This window comes from Bacillus sp. 5mfcol3.1, from assembly GCF_900114335.1.
GTDB classification, from domain to species: domain Bacteria; phylum Bacillota; class Bacilli; order Bacillales; family Bacillaceae_G; genus Bacillus_A; species Bacillus_A thuringiensis_S.
In genome coordinates, this window is sequence record NZ_FOST01000012.1 from 25071 (window position 1) to 47440 (window position 22370).

Consider the following 22370-nt stretch of genomic DNA (forward strand, 5'->3'; position numbering starts at 1 on the left):
ATAACCTGTAGACTAAAAGGGAGGTAGGCCCCTTGATAGATGTAAATAACTTTGAATATATGAAGATTGGACTTGCTTCACCTGACAAGATTCGTTCTTGGTCATACGGTGAAGTTAAGAAACCAGAAACTATTAACTATCGTACGTTAAAGCCTGAAAAAGATGGCTTGTTCTGTGAGCGTATTTTCGGACCACAAAAGGACTGGGAATGTCATTGCGGAAAATACAAACGTGTACGTTATAAAGGTGTAGTTTGTGATCGATGTGGCGTTGAAGTAACGCGTGCAAAAGTACGTCGTGAACGTATGGGTCATATTGAATTAGCTGCTCCTGTATCTCATATTTGGTATTTCAAAGGTATCCCGAGCCGCATGGGACTTGTCTTAGACATGTCCCCTCGCGCGCTTGAAGAAGTAATTTATTTCGCTTCTTATGTTGTAACAGAAAGTGGAGATACACCACTTGATAAGAAGCAATTACTTTCTGAAAAAGAATACCGTGCATATCGTGATCGATATGGTAGCACATTCCAAGCTGCTATGGGTGCAGAAGCGATTAAAAAGCTACTACAAGACATTGATTTAGATAAAGAAGTAGACTTCTTAAAAGAAGAATTAAAAACAGCACAAGGACAACGCCGTACTCGTGCTATTAAACGTCTAGAAGTATTAGAAGCATTCCGTAACTCTGGAAATGAACCATCTTGGATGATCTTAGATGTTCTACCAGTTATCCCACCAGAACTACGCCCAATGGTACAGTTAGATGGTGGACGTTTTGCTACTTCTGACTTAAACGACTTATATCGTCGTGTAATTAACCGTAACAACCGTTTAAAACGTCTATTGGACCTAGGTGCTCCAAGCATTATCGTTCAAAACGAAAAACGTATGTTACAAGAAGCTGTAGATGCATTAATTGATAATGGTCGTCGTGGCCGTCCAGTAACTGGACCAGGTAACCGTCCATTAAAATCACTATCTCACATGCTTAAAGGTAAACAAGGACGTTTCCGTCAAAACTTATTAGGTAAACGTGTTGACTACTCTGGTCGTTCTGTAATCGTTGTAGGACCGAACTTAAAGATGTACCAATGTGGATTACCGAAAGAAATGGCGCTTGAACTGTTCAAACCTTTTGTTATGAAAGAATTAGTTGGAAAAGGGTTAGCACACAACATTAAGAGTGCGAAACGTAAAATTGAGCGTGTACACCCTGAAGTTTGGGACGTTTTAGAATCTGTGATTAAAGAACATCCAGTACTTCTAAACCGCGCACCAACACTTCACCGTCTTGGTATCCAGGCGTTTGAACCTACATTAGTAGAAGGTCGCGCAATTCGTCTTCACCCACTTGTATGTACTGCATACAACGCGGACTTTGACGGTGACCAAATGGCGGTTCACGTTCCGTTATCATCAGAGGCACAAGCAGAAGCTCGTATTCTTATGTTAGCGGCACAAAACATCTTGAATCCAAAAGACGGAAAACCAGTTGTTACTCCATCTCAGGATATGGTATTAGGTAACTACTACTTAACACTTGAGCGTGAAGGCGCAATCGGTGAAGGTATGGTCTTCAAAGATGCAAACGAAGCAATACTTGCATATCAAAATGGATATGTACATCTGCACACACGTGTTGCAGTTGCTGCAAGTTCAGTAAATAACGTAACGTTTACTGAAGAGCAAAAAGGTAAGCTTCTATTAACAACAGTTGGTAAATTAATATTTAACGAAATCTTACCAGAGTCGTTCCCTTATATTAATGAACCGACAAACTCAAACCTTGAAAAAGAAACACCAGCGGAATATTTCGTTGAAAAAGGTGCGAACATTAAAGAAATTATTGCTAGTCGCGAAGAAGTGGCGCCATTTAGCAAGAAGATCCTTGGTAACATCATTGCGGAAGTGTTCAAACGTTTCCAAATTACAGAAACGTCTCGCATGCTTGACCGTATGAAAAACTTAGGGTTCAAGTACTCTACAAAAGCTGGTATTACAGTTGGGGTATCTGACATTCTTGTATTAGGCGAAAAAGATGAAATTCTCCACGAAGCACAAGCAAAAGTAGATAATGTAATTAAACAATTCCGTCGCGGTTTAATCACGGAAGAAGAACGTTACGATCGCGTTATCTCTATTTGGAGTAATGCAAAAGATGTTATCCAAGGAAAACTGATGAAATCCTTGAATAAACGCAATCCAATCTTCATGATGAGTGACTCAGGTGCCCGTGGTAACGCATCTAACTTTACTCAGCTTGCTGGTATGCGTGGTCTGATGGCCAATCCATCTGGTCGTATCATCGAACTTCCAATCAAATCGAGTTTCCGTGAAGGTTTAACAGTACTTGAGTACTTCATCTCTACGCATGGTGCGCGTAAAGGTCTTGCCGATACAGCACTTAAAACTGCCGATTCTGGTTACTTAACACGTCGTCTTGTAGACGTTGCACAAGATGTAATTGTCCGTGAAGATGATTGTGGAACAGATCGTGGTCTATTAATTGGTGCGATTAAAGAGGGTAATGAAGTAATTGAGTCATTATATGATCGTCTTGTTGGACGTTTTGCAAGAAAAACTGTAAAACATCCTGAAACAGGTGAAGTATTAGTTAGTGAAAACCAATTAATTACTGAAGATATCGCTCATATCGTTGAAAATTCGGGTGTTGAAACTGTAAATATTCGTTCAGCGTTTACGTGTAACACTCGCCATGGTGTATGTAAGAAGTGTTACGGTCGTAACTTAGCAACTGGTACAGACGTAGAAGTAGGAGAAGCGGTAGGTATTATCGCAGCTCAATCTATCGGTGAGCCAGGTACACAGTTAACGATGCGTACATTCCATACAGGTGGGGTTGCCGGAGATGATATCACTCAAGGTTTACCTCGTATCCAAGAGATCTTCGAAGCTCGTAATCCGAAAGGTCAGGCAGTTATCAGTGAAATCGACGGTGTTATCGCAGCGATCAACGATGTTAAAGATCGCCAAGAAGTAGTTGTACAGGGTGAAGTTGAAGCTCGTACGTATGCTATTCCTTACGGTGCTCGTCTGAAAGTAACTCCAGGACAGCCAATTAGCCACGGTAAAGAGTTAACAGAAGGTTCTATTGATCCGAAAGAATTACTAAAAGTAACGGACATTACAGCAGTTCAAGAATACTTATTACGTGAAGTTCAAAAAGTATACCGTATGCAAGGGGTAGAAATTGGTGACAAACACGTAGAGGTAATGGTACGTCAAATGCTACGTAAAGTTCGTGTAAGTGATGCAGGTGAAACAGACGTATTACCAGGAACATTACTAGATATCCATCAGTTTACTGATGCGAATGCGAAGGTGTTACTGAAAGGTAAACAACCAGCGACAGCTAGACCTGTTCTACTTGGTATTACAAAAGCTTCACTTGAAACTGATTCATTCTTATCTGCAGCATCATTCCAAGAAACAACTCGTGTCTTAACTGATGCAGCAATTAAAGGTAAACGTGATGAGCTTCTAGGATTGAAAGAGAACGTTATTATCGGTAAACTTGTTCCTGCTGGAACAGGTATGAATCGTTATCGCAAAGTGGATCTTGTAAAAACAACACAAGATAACATGAATGTAGAAAACGATGAGATTTATGTGGAACAGTAAAATTTTCCGTCGTAAATTTTGTATAAAAACATCTAATCCTAGTTGACATTGTATGAGTCAAAATGTTACTATAATCAAGGTTGCTCCTGAACGATGCTTTGGAGGATATTTATATGTCTTATCAAAAAGTGTCAAATGCTGAAAATGTAGTCGTTGGTCATAAACGCACATTGGAAGCAATCAAAAATGGTATAGTTAAAGAAGTTGTTATTGCAGAAGATGCTGATGTGCGGTTAACCCATGTTATCATTCGCACTGCTTTGCAACATAACATACCCATAACAAAGGTTGAATCAGTTCGTAAGCTTGGAAAAGTTTCGGGGATTCAAGTGGGAGCTTCAGCAATAGGAATAATAAGTTAAAACTGTTTTTGTGAGGAGAGAGCATTTGCTCTTCCTTGCAAAAACTTTGTTTTCAACTAATAATGAACCACCTGGATATGTGGTCATACAAACATGCGAAGGGAGGATAATCAAATGCCTACTATTAACCAATTAGTGAGAAATGGTCGTACTGATAAAGTATGGAAATCTAAATCACCTGCGTTAAACAAAGGATTTAACTCTTTAAAGAAAAAATCAACTGATATCTCTGCACCTCAAAAACGTGGTGTATGTACTCGTGTTGGTACAATGACTCCAAAGAAACCTAACTCAGCGTTACGTAAATACGCTCGTGTACGTTTAACAAACGGTATTGAAGTTACAGCTTACATCCCAGGTATCGGTCATAACTTACAAGAGCATAGCGTAGTATTAATTCGCGGTGGTCGAGTAAAGGATTTACCAGGGGTACGTTACCACATCGTTCGTGGAGCGCTTGATACAGCTGGTGTTGACAAACGTATGCAAGGACGTTCTAAATATGGTACTAAGCGACCAAAACCTGCTAAAAAATAATAAACTTATAATGAAAGGAGGAACTCAATATGCCTCGTAAAGGACCTGTTGCGAAACGTGACGTGTTACCAGATCCAATGTACAATTCTAAGCTAGTAACACGCCTTATCAACAAAATGATGGTTGACGGTAAAAAAGGTAAATCTCAAACAATTCTTTATAACGCTTTCGATATCGTTCGTGAACGTTCAGATAAAGAACCAATGGAAGTATTCGAGCAAGCTCTTAAGAACATCATGCCTGTTCTTGAAGTACGCGCTCGTCGTGTTGGTGGTGCTAACTACCAAGTTCCAGTTGAGGTTCGTCCAGAACGCCGTACAACTTTAGGTCTTCGCTGGTTAGTAAACTATGCTCGTCTTCGTGGTGAAAAAACTATGGAAGAGCGTCTAGCTTACGAAATCTTAGATGCAGCTAACAACGCTGGTGCATCTGTTAAGAAACGTGAAGACACTCATAAAATGGCAGAAGCTAACAAAGCATTTGCTCATTACCGTTGGTAGGATTCAACGTAAAATAAATGCATGCATAAACCGCTTTATTTGTCGCTTATGGAAGTGTGGAGAGGGAGAATGCCTCTCCCTTTCGTTGGGCGCTCGTTTTACATAATGAGGGTACTGGACACTGGCATATGTAACAATATAAAGTGGCTTTTTTGCTACTTAAAATAAAAAATCCAATCCATATATGGAAGGAGCAAGACACCAAATGACAAGAGAGTTCTCTTTAGAAAACACTCGTAATATTGGTATCATGGCTCACATCGATGCTGGTAAAACAACAGCAACTGAGCGTATTCTGTATTACACAGGACGTATTCATAAAATCGGTGAAACTCATGAAGGTGCATCTCAGATGGACTGGATGGAGCAAGAGCAAGAGCGTGGTATCACAATTACTTCTGCTGCAACTACAGCTCAATGGAAAGGTCACCGTGTAAACATCATTGATACTCCAGGACACGTAGACTTCACAGTAGAAGTAGAACGTTCTTTACGCGTACTTGATGGTGCGGTAGCAGTACTTGATGCACAATCTGGTGTAGAACCACAAACAGAAACTGTTTGGCGTCAGGCTACTACTTACGGTGTACCTCGTATCGTATTCGTTAACAAAATGGATAAGATCGGTGCAGATTTCTTATACTCTGTAGGAACAATCCACGATCGTTTACAAGCAAACGCACATCCAATTCAGTTACCAATCGGTGCTGAAGATGAGTTCAATGGTATCATTGACCTTGTTGAAGAGTGTGCTTACATGTACGGTAACGATTTAGGAACAGACATCGAGCGTGTCGAAATTCCTGAAGAGCACAAAGAACTAGCTGAAGAATACCGTGGAAAGCTTATTGAAGCGGTAGCTGAGCTTGATGAAGAAATGATGATGAAGTACCTAGAAGGTGAAGAAATCACTGTAGAAGAGCTTAAAGCTGGTATCCGTAAGGCTACAACTTCTGTAGAATTCTTCCCAGTAATCTGTGGTTCTGCATTCAAAAACAAAGGTGTTCAAATTCTGTTAGACGCAGTTATCGACTACCTACCATCTCCATTAGATGTACCTGCTATTAAAGGTACTCTTCCGGATACAGATGAAGAAGTAGAACGTAAGTCTAGCGATGAAGAACCATTCGCAGCTTTAGCATTCAAAATCATGACTGACCCTTATGTTGGTAAGTTAACGTTCTTCCGTGTGTACTCTGGTGTGTTAAACTCTGGATCATACGTGAAAAACTCAACTAAAGGTAAGCGTGAGCGTGTAGGACGTATCCTACAAATGCACGCTAACAGCCGTGAAGAGATTTCAACAGTTTACGCTGGTGATATCGCTGCTGCTGTAGGTTTAAAAGATACTACTACTGGTGATACTCTTTGTGACGAGAAGAGCCTTGTTATCCTTGAGTCTATGGAATTCCCAGAGCCAGTTATCTCTGTAGCTATCGAACCAAAATCTAAAGCTGACCAAGATAAAATGGGTACAGCATTATCTAAGCTTTCTGAAGAAGATCCAACATTCCGTGCTCACACTGACCAAGAAACTGGCCAAACTATCATCGCTGGTATGGGTGAACTTCACCTTGATATCATCGTTGACCGTATGCGCCGTGAATTCAAAGTCGAAGCAAACGTTGGTGCTCCTCAGGTAGCATACCGTGAAACTTTCCGCGCTGCTGCGAAAGTTGAAGGTAAGTTTGCTCGTCAATCTGGTGGACGTGGACAATTCGGTCACGTTTGGATTGAGTTTGCACCTAACGAAGAAGGTAAAGGATTTGAATTCGAAAACAAAATCGTCGGCGGTGTAGTTCCACGTGAATACATCCCAGCTGTTGGAGCGGGTCTTGAAGACTCACTTAAAAATGGTGTACTAGCTGGTTACCCACTAGTTGACATTAAAGCAGCATTAGTTGACGGTTCTTACCATGATGTCGATTCATCTGAGATGGCGTTCAAAATCGCTGCATCTATGGCACTTAAAGCTGCGGTTTCTAAATGTAACCCAGTAATTCTTGAGCCAATGATGAAAGTTGAAGTTGTAATTCCTGAAGAGTACATGGGAGACATCATGGGTGACGTAACATCTCGTCGTGGACGTGTAGAAGGTATGGAAGCTCGCGGTAACGCACAAGTTGTTCGCGCTATGGTTCCACTTTCTGAAATGTTCGGTTATGCGACAGCATTACGTTCTAACACTCAAGGACGCGGAACATTCTCAATGACATTTGATCATTATGAAGAAGTACCGAAGTCTGTTTCAGAAGAAATTATTAAAAAAAATAAAGGCGAATAATTGATTTTTATCAATTGTTCGAGTATAACTACTTATGTAAGCTTAGAAAGTGGGACGTAAGTTTCGCTTTCTAGTCTAAATATAAAATAACCTATATAAACTAAGGAGGAATTTAGAATGGCTAAAGCTAAATTCGAACGTTCTAAACCCCATGTTAACATCGGTACAATCGGCCACGTTGACCATGGTAAAACTACATTAACTGCTGCGATCACTACAGTTCTTGCAAAAGCTGGTGGTGCTGAAGCACGCGGATACGATCAAATCGACGCTGCTCCAGAAGAAAGAGAGCGCGGAATCACAATCTCAACTGCACACGTTGAGTACGAAACTGAAACTCGTCACTATGCACACGTTGACTGCCCAGGTCACGCTGACTATGTTAAAAACATGATCACTGGTGCTGCTCAAATGGACGGCGGTATCTTAGTAGTATCTGCTGCTGATGGCCCAATGCCTCAAACACGTGAGCACATCCTTCTTTCTCGTCAAGTAGGTGTTCCTTACATCGTTGTATTCTTAAACAAATGCGACATGGTAGACGACGAAGAATTATTAGAATTAGTAGAAATGGAAGTTCGTGACCTATTATCTGAATACGGATTCCCAGGCGACGACATTCCTGTAATCAAAGGTTCTGCTCTTAAAGCTCTTCAAGGAGAAGCTGATTGGGAAGCAAAAATCATTGAATTAATGACTGAAGTTGATGCTTACATCCCAACTCCAGAACGTGAAACTGACAAACCATTCTTAATGCCTATCGAGGATGTATTCTCTATCACAGGTCGTGGTACAGTTGCAACTGGTCGTGTAGAGCGCGGAATCGTTAAAGTTGGTGACGTAGTAGAAATCATCGGTCTTGCTGAAGAGAATGCTTCTACAACTGTAACTGGTGTAGAAATGTTCCGTAAACTTCTTGATCAAGCTCAAGCTGGAGACAACATCGGTGCTCTTCTTCGTGGGGTTGCTCGTGAAGACATCCAACGTGGACAAGTTCTTGCTAAAACTGGCTCTGTAAAAGCACACGCTAAATTCAAAGCTGAAGTTTTCGTATTATCTAAAGAAGAAGGTGGACGTCACACTCCATTCTTCGCTAACTACCGTCCTCAGTTCTACTTCCGTACAACTGACGTAACTGGTATCATCCAATTACCAGAAGGTACTGAAATGGTAATGCCTGGTGACAACATCGAAATGACTATCGAACTTATCGCTCCAATCGCTATCGAAGAGGGAACTAAATTCTCTATTCGTGAAGGTGGACGTACAGTAGGTTACGGTGTAGTTGCTACTATCGTTGAGTAATCTTAGCTGATATAAAAAAACCTAAGGGATTTTCCCTTAGGTTTTTTGTTTGCGTTTATATAAAGAAGAAGAGTGTGTTTTTTTGTTTTGACGAGTTTCTTCTATAGTAATATAAAAACAACAAAAGATAATCCAGAAACTGTAAAACGAATTCTGTTAGATGAAAACTTGAAATTCTTTAAAGTGCCATGTATAATAGCAAAAGTAGAGAAAAGCAGATGCAAACAAAAAGATGCTTGCATCTAGACGAATAACATTGTATAATAGACAATGTTGGTCTTTGACTGCGATGAAGTGGAAGGTTGCTGACACACCCGGCCGCTTTGCCATGGCATGGTGTGGGGAAATTTCCATGGAGAAGGTCTATTTTAGAAATAGGCGAACGAAGGAGGGAAAATAATGGCAAAAGAAAAAATTCGTATCCGTTTAAAAGCTTATGATCACCGTATTCTTGATCAATCAGCTGAGAAAATTGTAGAAACAGCTAAGCGTTCTGGGGCAACAGTTTCTGGTCCGATCCCATTACCAACTGAGAAGACTATTTACACAATTCTTCGTGCTGTTCATAAGTACAAAGATTCTCGTGAGCAATTCGAAATGCGCACACACAAACGTTTAATCGATATCGTGAGTCCTACTCCACAAACAGTAGATTCATTAATGCGTTTAGACTTACCGTCTGGTGTAGATATCGAAATCAAACTATAAATTATATAACTTAAAAATGTAGGAGGTGTAACTCATGACCAAAGGAATCTTAGGAAGAAAGATCGGTATGACTCAAGTATTTGCTGAGAACGGTGAGTTAATCCCAGTAACAGTTATCGCTGCTAATCCAAACGTTGTTCTTCAAAAGAAAACAACTGAAACTGATGGCTACAATGCAATCCAGTTAGGATTTGAAGATAAACGTGAAAAGTTAACTAACAAACCTGAACAAGGCCACACTGCTAAAGCATCTACAACTCCTAAGCGCTTCATTCGCGAAATCCGCGATGCAGACGTGGACGGATTAGAGGTTGGTCAAGAGGTAAAAGTTGAAGTTTTCGCTGCAGGTGAAATCGTTGACGTAACAGGAATTTCTAAAGGTAAAGGTTTCCAAGGTGTTATCAAACGCCACGGACAATCTCGCGGACCTATGTCTCATGGTTCTCGCTATCACCGTCGTCCAGGTTCAATGGGCCCAGTTGCTCCGAACCGTGTATTCAAAGGCAAAAAACTTGCTGGACGTATGGGTGGAGACCAAGTTACTATCCAAAACTTAGAAATCGTTCAAGTTGACACTGAGCGCAACTTATTACTAGTAAAAGGTAACGTTCCAGGTGCTAAGAAATCTCTTGTAGTTGTTCAAGGCGCTGTGAAGGTTAGCAAATAATTCACAATAGGAAGGAGGAATTCCAATGCCAAAAGTTACTGTATATAACCAAACTGGTTCACAGGTTGGTGAAATCGAATTAGCTGAAGCTATTTTCGGTATCGAACCAAATGAAGCTGTACTTTTCGAAGCTGTAATGATGCAACGTGCATCTTTACGTCAAGGTACACACAAAGTAAAAACTCGCTCTGAAGTTCGCGGTGGTGGTCGTAAACCATGGCGTCAAAAAGGAACTGGACGTGCTCGTCAAGGGTCTATCCGCTCTCCTCAATGGCGTGGTGGTGGTACGGTATTCGGACCTACACCAAGAAGCTATGCGTACAAACTTCCTAAGAAAGTTCGTCGTTTAGCAATCAAATCTGCATTAGCTACTAAAGTAGTTGAGAACAACATTGTAGTTCTTGAAGACCTAGTGTTAAATGCACCAAAAACAAAAGACATGCTAGCAGTACTTAAAGGATTAACTGTTGAGAAGAAAGCTCTTATCGTAACTGCTGATGCAAACGAATCTGTAGAGTTATCTGCTCGCAATATCCCTGGAGTAACAGTAATCACTGCTGATGGCGTAAACGTTTTAGACGTGCTTCATCATGATAAGCTAATCATGACAAAAGCGGCAGTGGAAAAAGTAGAGGAGGTGCTTGCATAATGAGAGATCCTCGTGATATCATTAAGCGCCCAGTTATCACTGAACGTTCTATGGAAATGATGGCTGAAAAAAAATACACGTTCGATGTGGACGTTAAATCTAATAAAACAGAAGTTAAAGATGCTCTTGAAGCGATCTTTGGTGTTAAAGTAGAAAAAGTGAACATCATGAACTACAAGCCGAAAGCAAAACGCGTTGGTCGTCACGCTGGTTTTACTAGCCGTCGTCGTAAAGCAATCGTTAAGCTAACTGCTGACAGCAAAGAAATCGAAATCTTCCAAGGCGTTTAATTCTTACTAAAGAAGGAGGGAAATTGAGATGGGAATTAAAAAGTATAATCCAACTACTAACGGTCGTCGTAATATGACTACGAATGATTTCGCTGAAATCACGACTGACAGACCCGAAAAGTCATTACTTGCTCCTTTAAGCAAGAAGGCTGGTCGTAATAACCAAGGTAAAATTACTGTACGTCATCAAGGTGGCGGACATAAGCGTCAATACCGTATCATCGACTTTAAGCGTAACAAAGATGGAATTCCAGGACGCGTTGCTACGATCGAATACGATCCAAACCGCTCTGCGAATATCGCATTAATTAACTACGTTGACGGTGAAAAACGTTACATTCTTGCTCCTAAATCTTTAGAAGTAGGTATGGAAGTTATGTCTGGCCCAGAAGCTGACATCAAAATCGGTAACGCATTACCATTAATCAACATTCCAGTAGGTACTGTTGTTCATAACATCGAGCTTAAGCCTGGTCGTGGCGGACAATTAGTTCGTTCTGCTGGTACATCTGCTCAAGTACTTGGTAAAGAAGGTAAATACGTACTTGTACGTTTAACTTCTGGTGAAGTACGTCTTGTATTATCTGCTTGTCGCGCTTCAATCGGTCAAGTAGGTAACGAACAACACGAACTTATCAAAATCGGTAAAGCAGGTCGCTCTCGCTGGTTAGGTAAACGCCCAACAGTTCGTGGTTCTGTAATGAACCCGGTTGATCACCCACACGGTGGTGGTGAAGGACGTTCTCCAATCGGACGTAAGTCTCCAATGTCTCCATGGGGTAAACCAACTCTTGGATTCAAGACTCGTAAGAAAAACAAAGCGTCTGACAAATTCATCGTTCGTCGTCGTAAAAAATAATGGGATTGTAGTACGGTTCATTTCTAGAACCGTACGCCAATCACGAAGGGAGGCACCAAAATGGCTCGTAGCTTAAAAAAAGGACCATTTGTCGATGATCACTTAATGAGCAAAATGGAAAAATTAGTTGCATCTGAGCAAAAACAAGTTGTTAAAACTTGGTCTCGCCGTTCAACAATCTTCCCTCAGTTCATCGGACACACAATCGCTGTATATGATGGTCGTAAACACGTACCTGTGTACATCACTGAGGATATGGTTGGCCATAAGTTAGGTGAATTCGCACCAACTCGTACGTATAAAGGTCACCTTGCTGACGATAAGAAAACTAGAAGATAATGAGAGGAGGCACTTCAATGCAAGCTAAAGCAGTAGCGAGAACAGTTCGTATTGCTCCTCGTAAAGTTCGTTTAGTAGTAGACTTAATCCGAGGTAAGCAAGTGGGTGAAGCGATTGCTATCCTTAACCACACACCAAAAACTGCTTCTCCAGTTGTAGAAAAAGTTTTAAAATCTGCAATCGCAAATGCAGAGCACAATTATGAGATGGACATTAACAACCTAGTTGTTGAAAAAGTCTTCGTTGACGAAGGTCCAACGTTGAAACGTTTCCGTCCACGTGCAATGGGTCGTGCAAGCCAAATTAACAAACGCACAAGCCACATTACAGTTGTGGTATCAGAAAAGAAGGAGGGATAATCGATGGGTCAAAAGGTTAATCCAATTGGTCTTCGTGTCGGTGTTATCCGTGACTGGGAATCTCGTTGGTTCGCTGAGAAAGATTACGCTACATTATTACATGAAGACATCAAAATCCGTGAGTACATTAATGTACGCTTAAAAGATTCTGCTGTTGCTAAAGTAGAAATCGAACGTGCAGCAAATCGTGTAAATGTTACAATTCACACTGCAAAACCTGGTATGGTAATTGGTAAAGGTGGTACTGAAGTTGAAGCACTTCGTAAAGCTCTTAACCAATTAACAGGCAAGCGTGTACACATCAACATTTTAGAAGTTAAGAGAGCTGATCTTAACGCTAAATTAGTAGGCGAAAACATCGCTCGTCAATTAGAAAACCGTGTATCATTCCGTCGTGCACAAAAGCAAGTTATTCAACGTGCTATGCGTGCAGGTGCTAAAGGTATTAAAACACAGGTTTCTGGTCGTCTTGGCGGAGCTGATATCGCTCGTGCAGAATCTTACAGTGAAGGAACTGTTCCACTTCATACACTTCGCGCTGATATTGACTATGCAGCAGTTGAAGCTGATACAACATACGGTAAATTAGGCGTAAAAGTATGGATCTACCGTGGAGAAGTCCTTCCTACAAAAAAGAAAGCTTCTGAGGAAGGAGGAAAATAATATGTTAATGCCAAAACGCGTAAAATATCGTAGAGAGCATCGTGGTAAAATGCGTGGTCGTGCTAAAGGTGGAACTGAAGTTGCTTTCGGTGAATTCGGTTTACAAGCACAAGCTGCTTCATGGATTACAAACCGTCAAATCGAAGCTGCTCGTCGTGCAATGACTCGTTACATGAAACGTGGCGGTAAAGTATGGATTAAAATTTTCCCTTCTAAACCTTACACTGCAAAACCTCTAGAAGTACGTATGGGTTCCGGTAAAGGGGCACCAGAAGGCTGGGTAGCAGTAGTAAAACCTGGGAAAATTATGTTCGAAATCGCGGGTGTATCTGAAGAGGTAGCACGCGAAGCATTACGTCTTGCAGCTCACAAGTTACCTGTGAAATGTAAATTCGTAAAACGTGAAGAAAATGGTGGTGAATCTAATGAAAACTAATGATATTCGTGAATTAACCACTGCCGAAATCGAAACAAAAGTTAAAGCTTTAAAGGAAGAGTTGTTTAATCTTCGCTTCCAACTTGCTACAGGACAATTAGAGAATCCAACTCGCATTCGTGAAGTGCGTAAAGCAATTGCTCGTATGAAAACTGTAGTTCGTGAAAGAGAGATCGGAATTAATCGATAAATTGAGGGGAGGTTTGCATAGTGAGCGAACGTAACCAACGCAAAGTTTATACTGGTCGTGTAGTGTCTGACAAAATGGACAAAACGATTACAGTTTTAGTTGAAACTTACAAAACTCATTCCTTGTACGGAAAACGTGTTAAGTATTCTAAGAAGTACAAAGCCCATGATGAGCAAAACCAAGCGAAACTTGGCGATATCGTTAAAATCATGGAAACTCGCCCGCTTTCTGCTACTAAGCGTTTCCGTTTAGTTGAAATCGTTGAAGAAGCGGTTATTATCTAAATAGACGAATCGGAATTTTTAGTCCGAAGGGAGGTTTCATAACATGATCCAACAAGAATCTCGTTTGAAAGTTGCTGACAACTCTGGTGCACGTGAACTTTTAACAATTAAAGTATTAGGCGGCTCTGGTCGTAAATATGCTAACATTGGTGACATTATCGTTGCTACGGTAAAACAAGCAACACCAGGTGGCGTTGTTAAAAAAGGTGACGTTGTTAAAGCAGTAGTAGTACGTACGAAGAGCGGAGCTCGTCGTCCGGACGGTTCTTACATCAAATTTGATGAAAACGCAGCGGTTATCATTAAAGACGATAAGAGCCCACGTGGTACTCGTATCTTCGGACCAGTAGCTCGTGAATTACGTGATAGCAACTTCATGAAGATCGTTTCTTTAGCTCCAGAAGTTCTATAATTTAAGGTATTGCCTTGCTAAGGAGGTGCAGAATTAAGATGCATGTAAAAAAAGGTGATAAAGTACAGGTAATCACTGGTAAAGACAAAGGAAAACAAGGCGTTATCCTTGTGGCTTTCCCAAAGCAAAACCGTGTTATCGTTGAGGGTGTTAACATCGTTAAAAAACACTCTAAGCCATCTCAATTAAATCCACAAGGTGGAATTATTACTAAAGAAGCACCTATTCACGTTTCTAACGTTATGATTTTAGATCCGAAAACAGGTGAACCTACTCGCGTAGGCTTCAAAGTAGAAGATGGTAAAAAAGTTCGTATTGCAAAAAAATCTGGTGAATTATTAGATAAATAATTTTCTTAAGAAAGGAGGTCACTTCATTGAATCGCCTTAAAGAGAAGTTCCAAAAGGAAATTACTCCTGCTCTAGTGAGCAAGTTTAACTATAAATCTGTGATGGAAGTACCGAAAATCGAAAAGATCGTAATCAACACTGGTGTTGGTGACGCGGTATCTAACTCAAAAGCTTTAGACAATGCAGTAGAAGAATTAACACAAATCGCAGGTCAAAAACCTGTTGTAACTCGTGCTAAAAAATCAATCGCTGGTTTCCGTCTTCGTGAAGGTATGCCAATCGGTGCGAAAGTAACTTTACGCGGCGAGCAAATGTATGAGTTCTTCGACAAATTAGTATCGGTTTCTTTACCACGTGTACGTGATTTCCGTGGTGTTTCTAAGAAATCATTCGATGGTCGTGGGAACTACACATTAGGTGTTAAAGAGCAACTTATCTTCCCTGAGATTGATTATGATAAAGTAAGCAAAGTACGCGGTATGGACATCGTAATCGTTACTACAGCGAAAACTGATGAAGAAGCTCGTGAACTTTTAACACAATTCGGTATGCCATTCCAAAAATAATGGAAGCCAACGCTAAGTAGAGGAGGCGAAAACGTGGCTAAAAAATCTATGATAGCGAAACAAAAGCGTACTCCTAAGTTTAAAGTACAAGAGTATACACGTTGCGAACGCTGCGGTCGTCCGCATTCTGTATACCGCAAATTTAAACTTTGCCGTATTTGTTTCCGTGAACTTGCATATAAAGGTCAAATTCCTGGTGTTAAAAAAGCTAGTTGGTAAAACCCACAAATGGGAAGGAGGTAAAACACATGGTGATGACAGATCCAATTGCAGACATGCTTACTCGCATCCGTAATGCGAACATGGTACGTCATGAGAAATTAGAGGTTCCTGCTTCTAAAATCAAAAAAGAGATCGCTGAACTTTTAAAACGTGAAGGTTTCATTCGTGATGTAGAATACATCGAGGATAACAAACAAGGTATCCTTCGTATTTTCCTGAAATATGGTGCAAACAATGAACGTGTAATCACTGGATTAAAACGTATCAGTAAACCTGGCTTACGCGTTTACGCTAAAGCTGACGAAGTACCACGTGTACTTAACGGATTAGGTATCGCTCTTGTTTCTACATCTAAGGGAGTAATGACAGACAAAGACGCTCGTCAATTACAAACTGGTGGAGAAGTAGTAGCATACGTTTGGTAATATATATTTAAAACGAACGGAGGTGTGACCACATGTCTCGTATTGGTAAAAAGATTCTTGAAATCCCTGCAGGTGTTACTATTACAATTGCAGAAGACAATACTGTAACAGTAAAAGGCCCTAAAGGTGAATTAACTCGTAAATTCAATGCTGATATGTCTATCAAAATTGAAGAAAATACACTAACAGTTGAGCGTCCATCTGAACAGAAGGAACACCGTGCATTACACGGTACAACTCGTGCTTTAATCGGAAACATGGTTGAAGGTGTAACTGCAGGTTTCGCACGCGGACTTGAATTAGTCGGTGTTGGTTACCGTGCTCAAAAACAAGGAGATAAACTTGTTTTAAGCGTAGGTTATTCTCATCCAGTAGAAATGACTCCGGAAGCAGGTCTTGAAGTTGAAGTACCTGCACCAACTAAAATCGTAATTAAAGGTATCGACAAGCAACGTGTTGGCGAATTTGCTGCTAACATCCGTGCTGTACGTGCTCCTGAGCCTTACAAAGGTAAAGGTATTCGTTACGAAGGCGAAGTTGTTCGTCGTAAAGAAGGTAAAACTGCTAAGTAAACCCGTTAGGTGAGAGAAAGGAGTGACAAGAAAATGATCACTAAAGCTGATAAAAATGCGACTCGTAAGAAAAGACATGCACGTGTACGTGCTAAACTTACTGGTACTGCAGAGCGTCCACGTTTAAACGTGTTCCGTTCTAACCAACATATTTACGCTCAAGTTATTGATGATGTGAATGGTGTAACGTTAGTAAGTGCATCTACTCTTGATAAAGACCTTGCTCTTAACGGTACTAGCAATACTGAAGCTGCTACGAAAGTTGGAGAATCAGTTGCTAAGCGTGCTGTAGAGAAAGGCGTTAAAGAAGTAGTATTTGATCGCGGTGGTTACTTATACCATGGCCGTGTTAAAGCTCTAGCTGAAGCTGCTCGTGAGGCTGGATTACAATTTTAATGGTCAAAGGAGGGAAAATTGATGCATCGCATTGACCCAAGTAAATTAGAACTTGAAGAACGTGTAGTTACGATAAATCGTGTCGCGAAAGTTGTTAAGGGTGGTCGTCGTTTCCGCTTTGCTGCACTAGTTGTAGTTGGCGATAAAAACGGTCATGTTGGATTCGGTACTGGTAAAGCACAAGAGGTACCAGACGCAATCCGCAAAGCTATCGAAGACGCTAAGAAAAACTTAATCGCTGTACCATTAGTTGGTACAACAATTCCACACACAATCAACGGTCACTTTGGAGCTGGTGAAGTATTCTTAAAACCTGCTGCTGAAGGTACTGGTGTTATTGCTGGTGGACCTGTTCGTGCGGTACTTGAATTAGCTGGTGTACAAGATATTCTTTCGAAATCTCTTGGTTCTAACACACCAATCAACATGATTCGCGCTACTGTGAACGGATTAAGCGAACTTAAGCGCGCTGAAGATGTTGCAAAATTACGCGGTAAATCTGTAGAAGAGCTACTAGGTTAAGGAGGGAAAACAAATGGCGAAAAAGTTAGAAATTACCCTCACTCGTAGTGTAATTGGTCGTCCACAAGATCAACGTGCGACGGTAGAAGCTTTAGGTCTTAAAAAGTTGAATTCAACTGTAGTTAAGGAAGAAACTCCTGCTATTCTTGGTATGATCAACAAAGTTTCTCACCTTTTAACTGTAAAAGAAGCTTAAGGATAACTCATTAATATAAGGAGGTGCCTGGGAATGAAACTTCATGAATTAAAACCTGCAGAAGGTTCTCGTAAAGTACGTAACCGTGTCGGTCGTGGTATCGGTTCTGGTAACGGTAAAACTGCTGGTAAAGGTCATAAAGGACAAAACGCACGTTCTGGTGGCGGTGTTCGTCTTGGCTTCGAAGGTGGTCAAACTCCATTATTCCGTCGTTTACCAAAACGCGGCTTCACAAACATTAACCGTAAAGAGTTTACTATTGTAAACTTATCAACGTTAAATCGTTTTGAAGATGGTACAGAAGTAACACCTGAATTATTGCTGGAAACTGGCGTTATCAGCAAGTTAAACGACGGTGTTAAAATTCTTGCAAGCGGAGCAGTAGAGAAAAAACTAACTGTTAAAGCGCACAAGTTCTCTTCAAGTGCTAAAGAAGCAATTGAAGCAGCTGGCGGATCAGTTGAGGTGATCTAATGTTTCGTACAATCTCCAACTTTATGCGCGTTGCTGAGATAAGACGTAAAATATTATTCACTTTAGCGATGTTAATCGTATTCAGGATTGGCACGTTTATCCCAGTGCCATTTACAAATGGAGACGTACTGAAAGCACAAGACCAATTAAATGCTTTAGGTATTCTAAATACATTTGGCGGTGGCGCCTTGAAAAACTTCTCCATCTTTGCGATGGGAATCATGCCGTATATTACAGCATCCATCATCGTGCAATTATTGCAGATGGATGTTGTTCCTAAATTTTCGGAATGGTCGAAGCAAGGTGAAATGGGCCGTCGTAAACTAACGCAATTCACGCGTTACTTTACAATTGTTCTTGCGTTTATTCAGGGGTTTGGTATGTCAATCGGTTTTAACGGTATGGTAGGTGGGCAATTAATTTTGAATCCTGGTTGGAGCACTTATTTATACATTGCTACGGTACTGACTGCTGGTACTGCATTTTTAATGTGGTTAGGCGAACAGATTACAGCTAAAGGTGTGGGTAATGGTATTTCCATCCTTATCTTTGGCGGTATTGCTGCAGCGATCCCAAGTGTTATATCTCAAGTGTATCAACAACAGTTTCAAAATATCGGAGATCAATTGTTCATGAGTATCGTTAAAGTTGCATTGATTTTACTAGCTGTGCTAGCAGTTATTGTTGGTGTTATTTTCATTCAACAAGCTGTTAGAAAGATCCCAATTCAATACGCGAAGCGTGTAACAGGAGGGAATGGGAATCATGCTGGAGCACAAAACACACATTTACCGCTTAAGGTAAATAGTGCGGGTGTTATTCCAGTCATTTTTGCTGTTTCATTCTTAATTACGCCTCCAACTATTGCACAGTTCTTCCCGAAACATGATGTATCGCAGTGGATTATTGCAAACTTTAACTATTCTCACCCAGTGGGAATGATCATATATGTTGCGCTCATTGTAGCCTTCACATATTTCTATGCGTTTGTTCAGGTTAATCCAGAGCAAATGTCAGAGAATCTAAACAAGCAAGGTGGATATGTTCCAGGTATTCGTCCGGGTAAGAATACAGAACAATATCTAACAAAAATCTTGTATCGTTTGACCTTTGTAGGATCAATTTTCCTAGCAGCGATTGCAATCTTACCAGTTATCTTTACGAAATTGGGAAATCTTCCTCCATCTGCACAGATTGGTGGAACGAGTATGTTAATCGTTGTCGGCGTTGCTTTAGAAACAATGAAGCAGCTAGAAAGCCAACTGGTAAAACGCCATTACAAAGGGTTTATCAAGCAGTGAGTAAGTGGGAAGAACCATCTTCCCTACATGCTCATGTACTGAGGGGGAACAAGGATGAACTTAATTTTAATGGGGCTTCCTGGTGCTGGTAAAGGTACACAAGCCGAACAGATTGTAGCCAAGTATAACATCCCTCACATTTCAACAGGAGATATGTTCCGTGCAGCTATGAAGGCTGAAACTGAAATGGGTCTACAAGCAAAATCTTTTATTGATAAAGGTGCACTTGTTCCAGATGAAGTTACAATCGGAATTGTTCGTGAACGTTTAAGTCAAGAAGACTGCGTAAGAGGTTTCTTACTAGACGGTTTCCCACGAACTGTTGCACAAGCATCAGCTCTTGAAGAGATTATGAAAGATCTTGGCAAAAAAATCGACTATGTTTTAAACATTAATGTGGATTCAGGGTTGTTATTAAAACGCCTTACAGGCCGTCGCATTTGTAAAGAGTGCGGTGCGACTTACCACTTAGAATTCAATCCACCAGCAACAGCTGATGTGTGCGATAAATGTGGTGGCGAATTATACCAACGCTCTGATGACAATGAAGAAACTGTAGCAAATCGTTTAGATGTGAATATTAAGCAAACAAAACCTTTGCTTGATTTCTACGACGAGCTTGGTTACTTAAAAAGCATTAATGGTGAGCAAGATATCAATAAAGTATTTGCTGATATCGATGTTCTCATCGGAGGCTTAGCGTAATGATCATCTGCAAAACTCCTCGCGAGATAGAAATCATGCGAGAAGCTGGCAGAATCGTTGCTTTAACTCATCAAGAGTTGAAACAGCACATTACTCCAGGAATTACAACGAAAGAGCTCGATCAAATAGCGGAAAAGACGATTCAAAAATATGGTGCTACGCCATCTTTTAAAGGATACAACGGATTTCCGGGGAGCATATGTGCTTCTGTAAATGAAGAGCTTGTACACGGAATTCCAGGAAAGCGCAAGCTCAAAGAGGGCGATATCATCAGTATCGATATTGGTGCGAAATACAATGGGTACCATGGAGATTCTGCATGGACGTATCCAGTTGGAAACATTTCTGAATCTGTTCAAAAGCTACTTGATGTCACAGAAAAATCGTTGTATCTTGGTCTAGAACAAGTAAAACCAGGCGAGAGATTATCAAATATCTCACATGCGGTTCAAACCCATGCTGAAGAGAATGGATTCTCGATCGTTAGGGAGTATGTTGGTCACGGAATCGGGCAAGACTTACATGAGGACCCTCAAATCCCGCACTATGGTCCACCAAATAGAGGCCCTAGATTAAAGCCGGGAATGGTCATCTGTGTTGAGCCGATGGTGAATCAAGGAAGACGATATGTAAAAACACTATCTGATGACTGGACAGTGGTAACGGTAGATGGTAAATGGTGTGCCCATTTTGAGCACACGATTGCTCTTACAGAAGCAGGATACGAAATCCTTACCACTTTATAAGTAGCTGGCTCTCCGGGATTTCAGAGCAGTGTAAAATGTTACTGATTTGAAGAAGGGAGAACTATTGAATGGCTAAAGATGATGTAATTGAAGTCGAAGGTACCGTTCTTGAAACGTTGCCAAATGCTATGTTCAAAGTAGAATTAGAGAATGGGCATGTCGTATTGGCTCACGTTTCTGGTAAAATCCGTATGAACTTCATTCGTATTTTACCAGGAGACAAAGTTACGGTAGAATTATCTCCGTACGATTTAAATCGTGGTCGTATTACGTACCGTTTTAAATAATATAGCACTCCGTAATCTTTAAGGAGGTTCGAGACATGAAAGTAAGACCGTCAGTTAAACCAATCTGCGAAAAATGTAAAGTTATTCGTAGACGTGGAAAAGTAATGGTTATTTGTGAAAACCCTAAACATAAACAAAAACAAGGTTAATCAGAAGGAGGTGCATTCAGAATGGCACGTATCGCAGGTGTAGATATTCCTCGAGACAAACGCGTTGTTATTTCTTTAACTTACGTATTCGGCATTGGTCGCACAACTGCTGAAAAAATTCTTACTGAAGCTGGTATTTCTTCAGAAACACGAGTTCGTGATTTAACGGAAGACGAATTAGGACGTATCCGTGATGTTATCGATCGTATTAAAGTTGAGGGAGACCTTCGTCGTGAAGTATCTCTTAACATTAAACGTCTAATGGAGATCGGTTCTTACCGTGGTCTTCGTCACCGTCGTGGTTTACCAGTTCGTGGTCAAAATTCTAAAAACAATGCTCGTACACGTAAAGGTCCACGTCGTACAGTAGCAAATAAAAAGAAATAATAAGTAAAGGAGGTTGAACTAACAATGGCACGTAAAACAAACACTCGTAAAAAACGTGTGAAAAAGAATATCGAAGCTGGTATAGCTCATATTCGTTCTACTTTCAACAACACAATCGTAACACTTACAGATACTCACGGTAACGCGCTTTCTTGGTCTAGTGCTGGTGCACTTGGTTTCCGTGGATCTCGTAAATCTACTCCATTCGCTGCGCAAATGGCTGCTGAAGCTGCTGCTAAAGTTGCAATGGAGCACGGTTTAAAAACTTTAGAGGTTACTGTTAAAGGTCCTGGTGCTGGTCGTGAAGCTGCAATTCGTGCTCTTCAAGCTGCAGGTCTAGAAGTAACAGCAATTAGAGATGTTACTCCAGTTCCTCATAATGGATGTCGTCCGCCAAAACGTCGTCGTGTGTAATTTTTCTGTATAGAATTTTCCCTTTTGTCTATAATGGATATGATGCATTATCGAGAAATTTCGTACAGAAACATCGCTTGTTGTGCACAATCGGGAACTGCCTAAGGGGGACTTTCGGTTAGACAGGGGTTATACCTTTGTTTAACCGGGGTTTCGACGTTTTGAAGGAG

At 40.8% G+C, this 22370-nt stretch carries 34 protein-coding genes; all 34 read left to right on the forward strand.

Features of this window, described 5'->3' with window-relative positions; genetic code table 11:
- Positions 1-32: 32 nt before the first annotated feature.
- Positions 33-3644: a DNA-directed RNA polymerase subunit beta' gene (gene rpoC / locus BM089_RS27740; RefSeq protein WP_000567943.1), complete on the forward strand. Its 3612-nt coding sequence runs from the start codon at positions 33-35 to the stop codon at positions 3642-3644.
- A gap of 113 nt (positions 3645-3757) precedes the next feature.
- Complete coding sequence (locus BM089_RS27745; RefSeq protein WP_000121833.1) at positions 3758-4006, forward strand: 50S ribosomal protein L7ae-like protein; 249 nt, start codon at positions 3758-3760, stop codon at positions 4004-4006.
- 114 nt (positions 4007-4120) lie between these two features.
- Positions 4121-4543: a 30S ribosomal protein S12 gene (rpsL, locus tag BM089_RS27750; RefSeq protein WP_001142341.1), complete on the forward strand. Its 423-nt coding sequence runs from the start codon at positions 4121-4123 to the stop codon at positions 4541-4543.
- Positions 4544-4572: 29 nt separating this feature from the next.
- A complete protein-coding gene (gene rpsG / locus BM089_RS27755) occupies positions 4573-5043 on the forward strand; it encodes a 30S ribosomal protein S7 (protein WP_001137492.1) in 471 nt (156 codons plus the stop codon).
- Between the two features lie 205 nt (positions 5044-5248).
- Complete coding sequence (gene fusA, locus BM089_RS27760; protein ID WP_000196384.1) at positions 5249-7327, forward strand: elongation factor G; 2079 nt, start codon at positions 5249-5251, stop codon at positions 7325-7327.
- A gap of 117 nt (positions 7328-7444) precedes the next feature.
- A complete protein-coding gene (tuf, locus tag BM089_RS27765) occupies positions 7445-8632 on the forward strand; it encodes an elongation factor Tu (RefSeq protein WP_001029617.1) in 1188 nt (395 codons plus the stop codon).
- Between the two features lie 399 nt (positions 8633-9031).
- Complete coding sequence (gene rpsJ, locus BM089_RS27775) at positions 9032-9340, forward strand: 30S ribosomal protein S10 (RefSeq protein WP_001040595.1); 309 nt, start codon at positions 9032-9034, stop codon at positions 9338-9340.
- A 34-nt stretch (positions 9341-9374) separates the two neighbouring features.
- A complete protein-coding gene (rplC, locus tag BM089_RS27780; protein WP_000160209.1) occupies positions 9375-10007 on the forward strand; it encodes a 50S ribosomal protein L3 in 633 nt (210 codons plus the stop codon).
- Positions 10008-10032: 25 nt separating this feature from the next.
- A complete protein-coding gene (gene rplD / locus BM089_RS27785; protein ID WP_001127258.1) occupies positions 10033-10656 on the forward strand; it encodes a 50S ribosomal protein L4 in 624 nt (207 codons plus the stop codon).
- Positions 10656-10946 carry a 50S ribosomal protein L23 gene (gene rplW / locus BM089_RS27790; RefSeq protein ID WP_001205558.1) on the forward strand — a complete coding sequence of 97 codons (291 nt, stop codon included), beginning with the start codon at positions 10656-10658 and terminating at the stop codon, positions 10944-10946. The genes rplD and rplW overlap by 1 nt, the downstream gene beginning before the upstream one ends.
- A 28-nt stretch (positions 10947-10974) precedes the next feature.
- Positions 10975-11805 carry a 50S ribosomal protein L2 gene (gene rplB / locus BM089_RS27795; protein WP_000511583.1) on the forward strand — a complete coding sequence of 277 codons (831 nt, stop codon included), beginning with the start codon at positions 10975-10977 and terminating at the stop codon, positions 11803-11805.
- A 60-nt stretch (positions 11806-11865) separates the two neighbouring features.
- Positions 11866-12144, forward strand: coding sequence for a 30S ribosomal protein S19 (gene rpsS, locus BM089_RS27800; RefSeq protein ID WP_000124454.1), 279 nt, complete (start codon positions 11866-11868; stop codon positions 12142-12144).
- A gap of 17 nt (positions 12145-12161) precedes the next feature.
- Positions 12162-12503, forward strand: coding sequence for a 50S ribosomal protein L22 (rplV, locus tag BM089_RS27805; protein WP_001148024.1), 342 nt, complete (start codon positions 12162-12164; stop codon positions 12501-12503).
- A gap of 3 nt (positions 12504-12506) precedes the next feature.
- Positions 12507-13166 (forward strand): 30S ribosomal protein S3, encoded by a 660-nt coding sequence (gene rpsC, locus BM089_RS27810; RefSeq protein WP_000529956.1) that lies wholly within the window; start codon positions 12507-12509, stop codon positions 13164-13166.
- A gap of 1 nt (position 13167) precedes the next feature.
- Complete coding sequence (rplP, locus tag BM089_RS27815) at positions 13168-13602, forward strand: 50S ribosomal protein L16 (RefSeq protein WP_000928971.1); 435 nt, start codon at positions 13168-13170, stop codon at positions 13600-13602.
- On the forward strand, positions 13592-13792 hold the full coding sequence (rpmC, locus tag BM089_RS27820; RefSeq protein WP_000855718.1) for a 50S ribosomal protein L29: 201 nt from the start codon (positions 13592-13594) through the stop codon (positions 13790-13792). Before rplP ends, rpmC begins: the two co-directional genes overlap by 11 nt.
- A 20-nt stretch (positions 13793-13812) precedes the next feature.
- Positions 13813-14076, forward strand: a complete 264-nt coding sequence (gene rpsQ, locus BM089_RS27825; RefSeq protein WP_000004106.1) for a 30S ribosomal protein S17 — start codon at positions 13813-13815, stop codon at positions 14074-14076.
- Between the two features lie 43 nt (positions 14077-14119).
- The gene (rplN, locus tag BM089_RS27830) at positions 14120-14488 is read left to right on the forward strand and encodes a 50S ribosomal protein L14 (RefSeq protein ID WP_000615912.1); all 369 of its coding nucleotides are present in this window, start codon (positions 14120-14122) and stop codon (positions 14486-14488) included.
- Between the two features lie 38 nt (positions 14489-14526).
- Complete coding sequence (rplX, locus tag BM089_RS27835) at positions 14527-14838, forward strand: 50S ribosomal protein L24 (protein ID WP_000558200.1); 312 nt, start codon at positions 14527-14529, stop codon at positions 14836-14838.
- Between the two features lie 26 nt (positions 14839-14864).
- Entirely contained in the window at positions 14865-15404 is a 540-nt protein-coding gene (gene rplE, locus BM089_RS27840) for a 50S ribosomal protein L5 (RefSeq protein ID WP_001080829.1), read from the forward strand.
- 33 nt (positions 15405-15437) lie between these two features.
- Positions 15438-15623: a 30S ribosomal protein S14 gene (gene rpsN / locus BM089_RS27845; protein WP_001085700.1), complete on the forward strand. Its 186-nt coding sequence runs from the start codon at positions 15438-15440 to the stop codon at positions 15621-15623.
- A 29-nt stretch (positions 15624-15652) separates the two neighbouring features.
- On the forward strand, positions 15653-16051 hold the full coding sequence (gene rpsH / locus BM089_RS27850) for a 30S ribosomal protein S8 (RefSeq protein ID WP_000245511.1): 399 nt from the start codon (positions 15653-15655) through the stop codon (positions 16049-16051).
- Positions 16052-16083: 32 nt separating this feature from the next.
- The gene (rplF, locus tag BM089_RS27855) at positions 16084-16623 is read left to right on the forward strand and encodes a 50S ribosomal protein L6 (protein WP_000086551.1); all 540 of its coding nucleotides are present in this window, start codon (positions 16084-16086) and stop codon (positions 16621-16623) included.
- A gap of 33 nt (positions 16624-16656) precedes the next feature.
- A complete protein-coding gene (gene rplR, locus BM089_RS27860; RefSeq protein WP_000628818.1) occupies positions 16657-17019 on the forward strand; it encodes a 50S ribosomal protein L18 in 363 nt (120 codons plus the stop codon).
- A gap of 21 nt (positions 17020-17040) precedes the next feature.
- A complete protein-coding gene (rpsE, locus tag BM089_RS27865) occupies positions 17041-17541 on the forward strand; it encodes a 30S ribosomal protein S5 (protein WP_000554646.1) in 501 nt (166 codons plus the stop codon).
- 13 nt (positions 17542-17554) lie between these two features.
- On the forward strand, positions 17555-17737 hold the full coding sequence (rpmD, locus tag BM089_RS27870) for a 50S ribosomal protein L30 (protein WP_001085233.1): 183 nt from the start codon (positions 17555-17557) through the stop codon (positions 17735-17737).
- 33 nt (positions 17738-17770) lie between these two features.
- Positions 17771-18211 carry a 50S ribosomal protein L15 gene (gene rplO / locus BM089_RS27875; RefSeq protein WP_000766083.1) on the forward strand — a complete coding sequence of 147 codons (441 nt, stop codon included), beginning with the start codon at positions 17771-17773 and terminating at the stop codon, positions 18209-18211.
- Positions 18211-19512 (forward strand): preprotein translocase subunit SecY, encoded by a 1302-nt coding sequence (gene secY / locus BM089_RS27880; RefSeq protein ID WP_000490118.1) that lies wholly within the window; start codon positions 18211-18213, stop codon positions 19510-19512. The genes rplO and secY overlap by 1 nt, the downstream gene beginning before the upstream one ends.
- Positions 19513-19566: 54 nt before the next feature.
- Entirely contained in the window at positions 19567-20217 is a 651-nt protein-coding gene (locus tag BM089_RS27885; RefSeq protein WP_001048997.1) for an adenylate kinase, read from the forward strand.
- Complete coding sequence (map, locus tag BM089_RS27890) at positions 20217-20963, forward strand: type I methionyl aminopeptidase (RefSeq protein WP_000582539.1); 747 nt, start codon at positions 20217-20219, stop codon at positions 20961-20963. The genes BM089_RS27885 and map overlap by 1 nt, the downstream gene beginning before the upstream one ends.
- A 68-nt stretch (positions 20964-21031) precedes the next feature.
- Positions 21032-21250, forward strand: a complete 219-nt coding sequence (infA, locus tag BM089_RS27895) for a translation initiation factor IF-1 (RefSeq protein WP_001029884.1) — start codon at positions 21032-21034, stop codon at positions 21248-21250.
- A gap of 35 nt (positions 21251-21285) precedes the next feature.
- A complete protein-coding gene (gene rpmJ / locus BM089_RS27900) occupies positions 21286-21399 on the forward strand; it encodes a 50S ribosomal protein L36 (protein WP_000868344.1) in 114 nt (37 codons plus the stop codon).
- Positions 21400-21420: 21 nt separating this feature from the next.
- Complete coding sequence (gene rpsM, locus BM089_RS27905) at positions 21421-21786, forward strand: 30S ribosomal protein S13 (protein ID WP_000090792.1); 366 nt, start codon at positions 21421-21423, stop codon at positions 21784-21786.
- A 24-nt stretch (positions 21787-21810) separates the two neighbouring features.
- Positions 21811-22200 (forward strand): 30S ribosomal protein S11, encoded by a 390-nt coding sequence (rpsK, locus tag BM089_RS27910; RefSeq protein WP_000101797.1) that lies wholly within the window; start codon positions 21811-21813, stop codon positions 22198-22200.
- Positions 22201-22370: the final 170 nt, after the last annotated feature.

Excerpts from the sequence above, each read along its gene's own strand:
- rplC (WP_000160209.1), top strand. The coding sequence starts at position 9,375 with ATGACCAAAGGAATCTTAGGAAGAAAGATCGGTATGACTCAAGTATTT.
- rpsK (WP_000101797.1), top strand. The coding sequence starts at position 21,811 with ATGGCACGTAAAACAAACACTCGTAAAAAACGTGTGAAAAAGAATATC.
- rpmJ (WP_000868344.1), top strand. The coding sequence starts at position 21,286 with ATGAAAGTAAGACCGTCAGTTAAACCAATCTGCGAAAAATGTAAAGTT.
- rpsM (WP_000090792.1), top strand. The coding sequence starts at position 21,421 with ATGGCACGTATCGCAGGTGTAGATATTCCTCGAGACAAACGCGTTGTT.
- rplF (WP_000086551.1), top strand. The coding sequence starts at position 16,084 with ATGTCTCGTATTGGTAAAAAGATTCTTGAAATCCCTGCAGGTGTTACT.
- rpsG (WP_001137492.1), top strand. The coding sequence starts at position 4,573 with ATGCCTCGTAAAGGACCTGTTGCGAAACGTGACGTGTTACCAGATCCA.
- rplW (WP_001205558.1), top strand. The coding sequence starts at position 10,656 with ATGAGAGATCCTCGTGATATCATTAAGCGCCCAGTTATCACTGAACGT.
- rpsE (WP_000554646.1), top strand. The coding sequence starts at position 17,041 with ATGCATCGCATTGACCCAAGTAAATTAGAACTTGAAGAACGTGTAGTT.
- tuf (WP_001029617.1), top strand. The coding sequence starts at position 7,445 with ATGGCTAAAGCTAAATTCGAACGTTCTAAACCCCATGTTAACATCGGT.
- rplD (WP_001127258.1), top strand. The coding sequence starts at position 10,033 with ATGCCAAAAGTTACTGTATATAACCAAACTGGTTCACAGGTTGGTGAA.
- rpmC (WP_000855718.1), top strand. The coding sequence starts at position 13,592 with ATGAAAACTAATGATATTCGTGAATTAACCACTGCCGAAATCGAAACA.
- rplN (WP_000615912.1), top strand. The coding sequence starts at position 14,120 with ATGATCCAACAAGAATCTCGTTTGAAAGTTGCTGACAACTCTGGTGCA.
- secY (WP_000490118.1), top strand. The coding sequence starts at position 18,211 with ATGTTTCGTACAATCTCCAACTTTATGCGCGTTGCTGAGATAAGACGT.
- infA (WP_001029884.1), top strand. The coding sequence starts at position 21,032 with ATGGCTAAAGATGATGTAATTGAAGTCGAAGGTACCGTTCTTGAAACG.
- rplB (WP_000511583.1), top strand. The coding sequence starts at position 10,975 with ATGGGAATTAAAAAGTATAATCCAACTACTAACGGTCGTCGTAATATG.
- rpsH (WP_000245511.1), top strand. The coding sequence starts at position 15,653 with ATGGTGATGACAGATCCAATTGCAGACATGCTTACTCGCATCCGTAAT.
- rpmD (WP_001085233.1), top strand. The coding sequence starts at position 17,555 with ATGGCGAAAAAGTTAGAAATTACCCTCACTCGTAGTGTAATTGGTCGT.
- fusA (WP_000196384.1), top strand. The coding sequence starts at position 5,249 with ATGACAAGAGAGTTCTCTTTAGAAAACACTCGTAATATTGGTATCATG.
- map (WP_000582539.1), top strand. The coding sequence starts at position 20,217 with ATGATCATCTGCAAAACTCCTCGCGAGATAGAAATCATGCGAGAAGCT.
- rplR (WP_000628818.1), top strand. The coding sequence starts at position 16,657 with ATGATCACTAAAGCTGATAAAAATGCGACTCGTAAGAAAAGACATGCA.
- rplX (WP_000558200.1), top strand. The coding sequence starts at position 14,527 with ATGCATGTAAAAAAAGGTGATAAAGTACAGGTAATCACTGGTAAAGAC.
- rplP (WP_000928971.1), top strand. The coding sequence starts at position 13,168 with ATGTTAATGCCAAAACGCGTAAAATATCGTAGAGAGCATCGTGGTAAA.
- BM089_RS27745 (WP_000121833.1), top strand. The coding sequence starts at position 3,758 with ATGTCTTATCAAAAAGTGTCAAATGCTGAAAATGTAGTCGTTGGTCAT.
- BM089_RS27885 (WP_001048997.1), top strand. The coding sequence starts at position 19,567 with ATGAACTTAATTTTAATGGGGCTTCCTGGTGCTGGTAAAGGTACACAA.
- rpsL (WP_001142341.1), top strand. The coding sequence starts at position 4,121 with ATGCCTACTATTAACCAATTAGTGAGAAATGGTCGTACTGATAAAGTA.
- rpsC (WP_000529956.1), top strand. The coding sequence starts at position 12,507 with ATGGGTCAAAAGGTTAATCCAATTGGTCTTCGTGTCGGTGTTATCCGT.
- rpsS (WP_000124454.1), top strand. The coding sequence starts at position 11,866 with ATGGCTCGTAGCTTAAAAAAAGGACCATTTGTCGATGATCACTTAATG.
- rplV (WP_001148024.1), top strand. The coding sequence starts at position 12,162 with ATGCAAGCTAAAGCAGTAGCGAGAACAGTTCGTATTGCTCCTCGTAAA.
- rplO (WP_000766083.1), top strand. The coding sequence starts at position 17,771 with ATGAAACTTCATGAATTAAAACCTGCAGAAGGTTCTCGTAAAGTACGT.
- rpsJ (WP_001040595.1), top strand. The coding sequence starts at position 9,032 with ATGGCAAAAGAAAAAATTCGTATCCGTTTAAAAGCTTATGATCACCGT.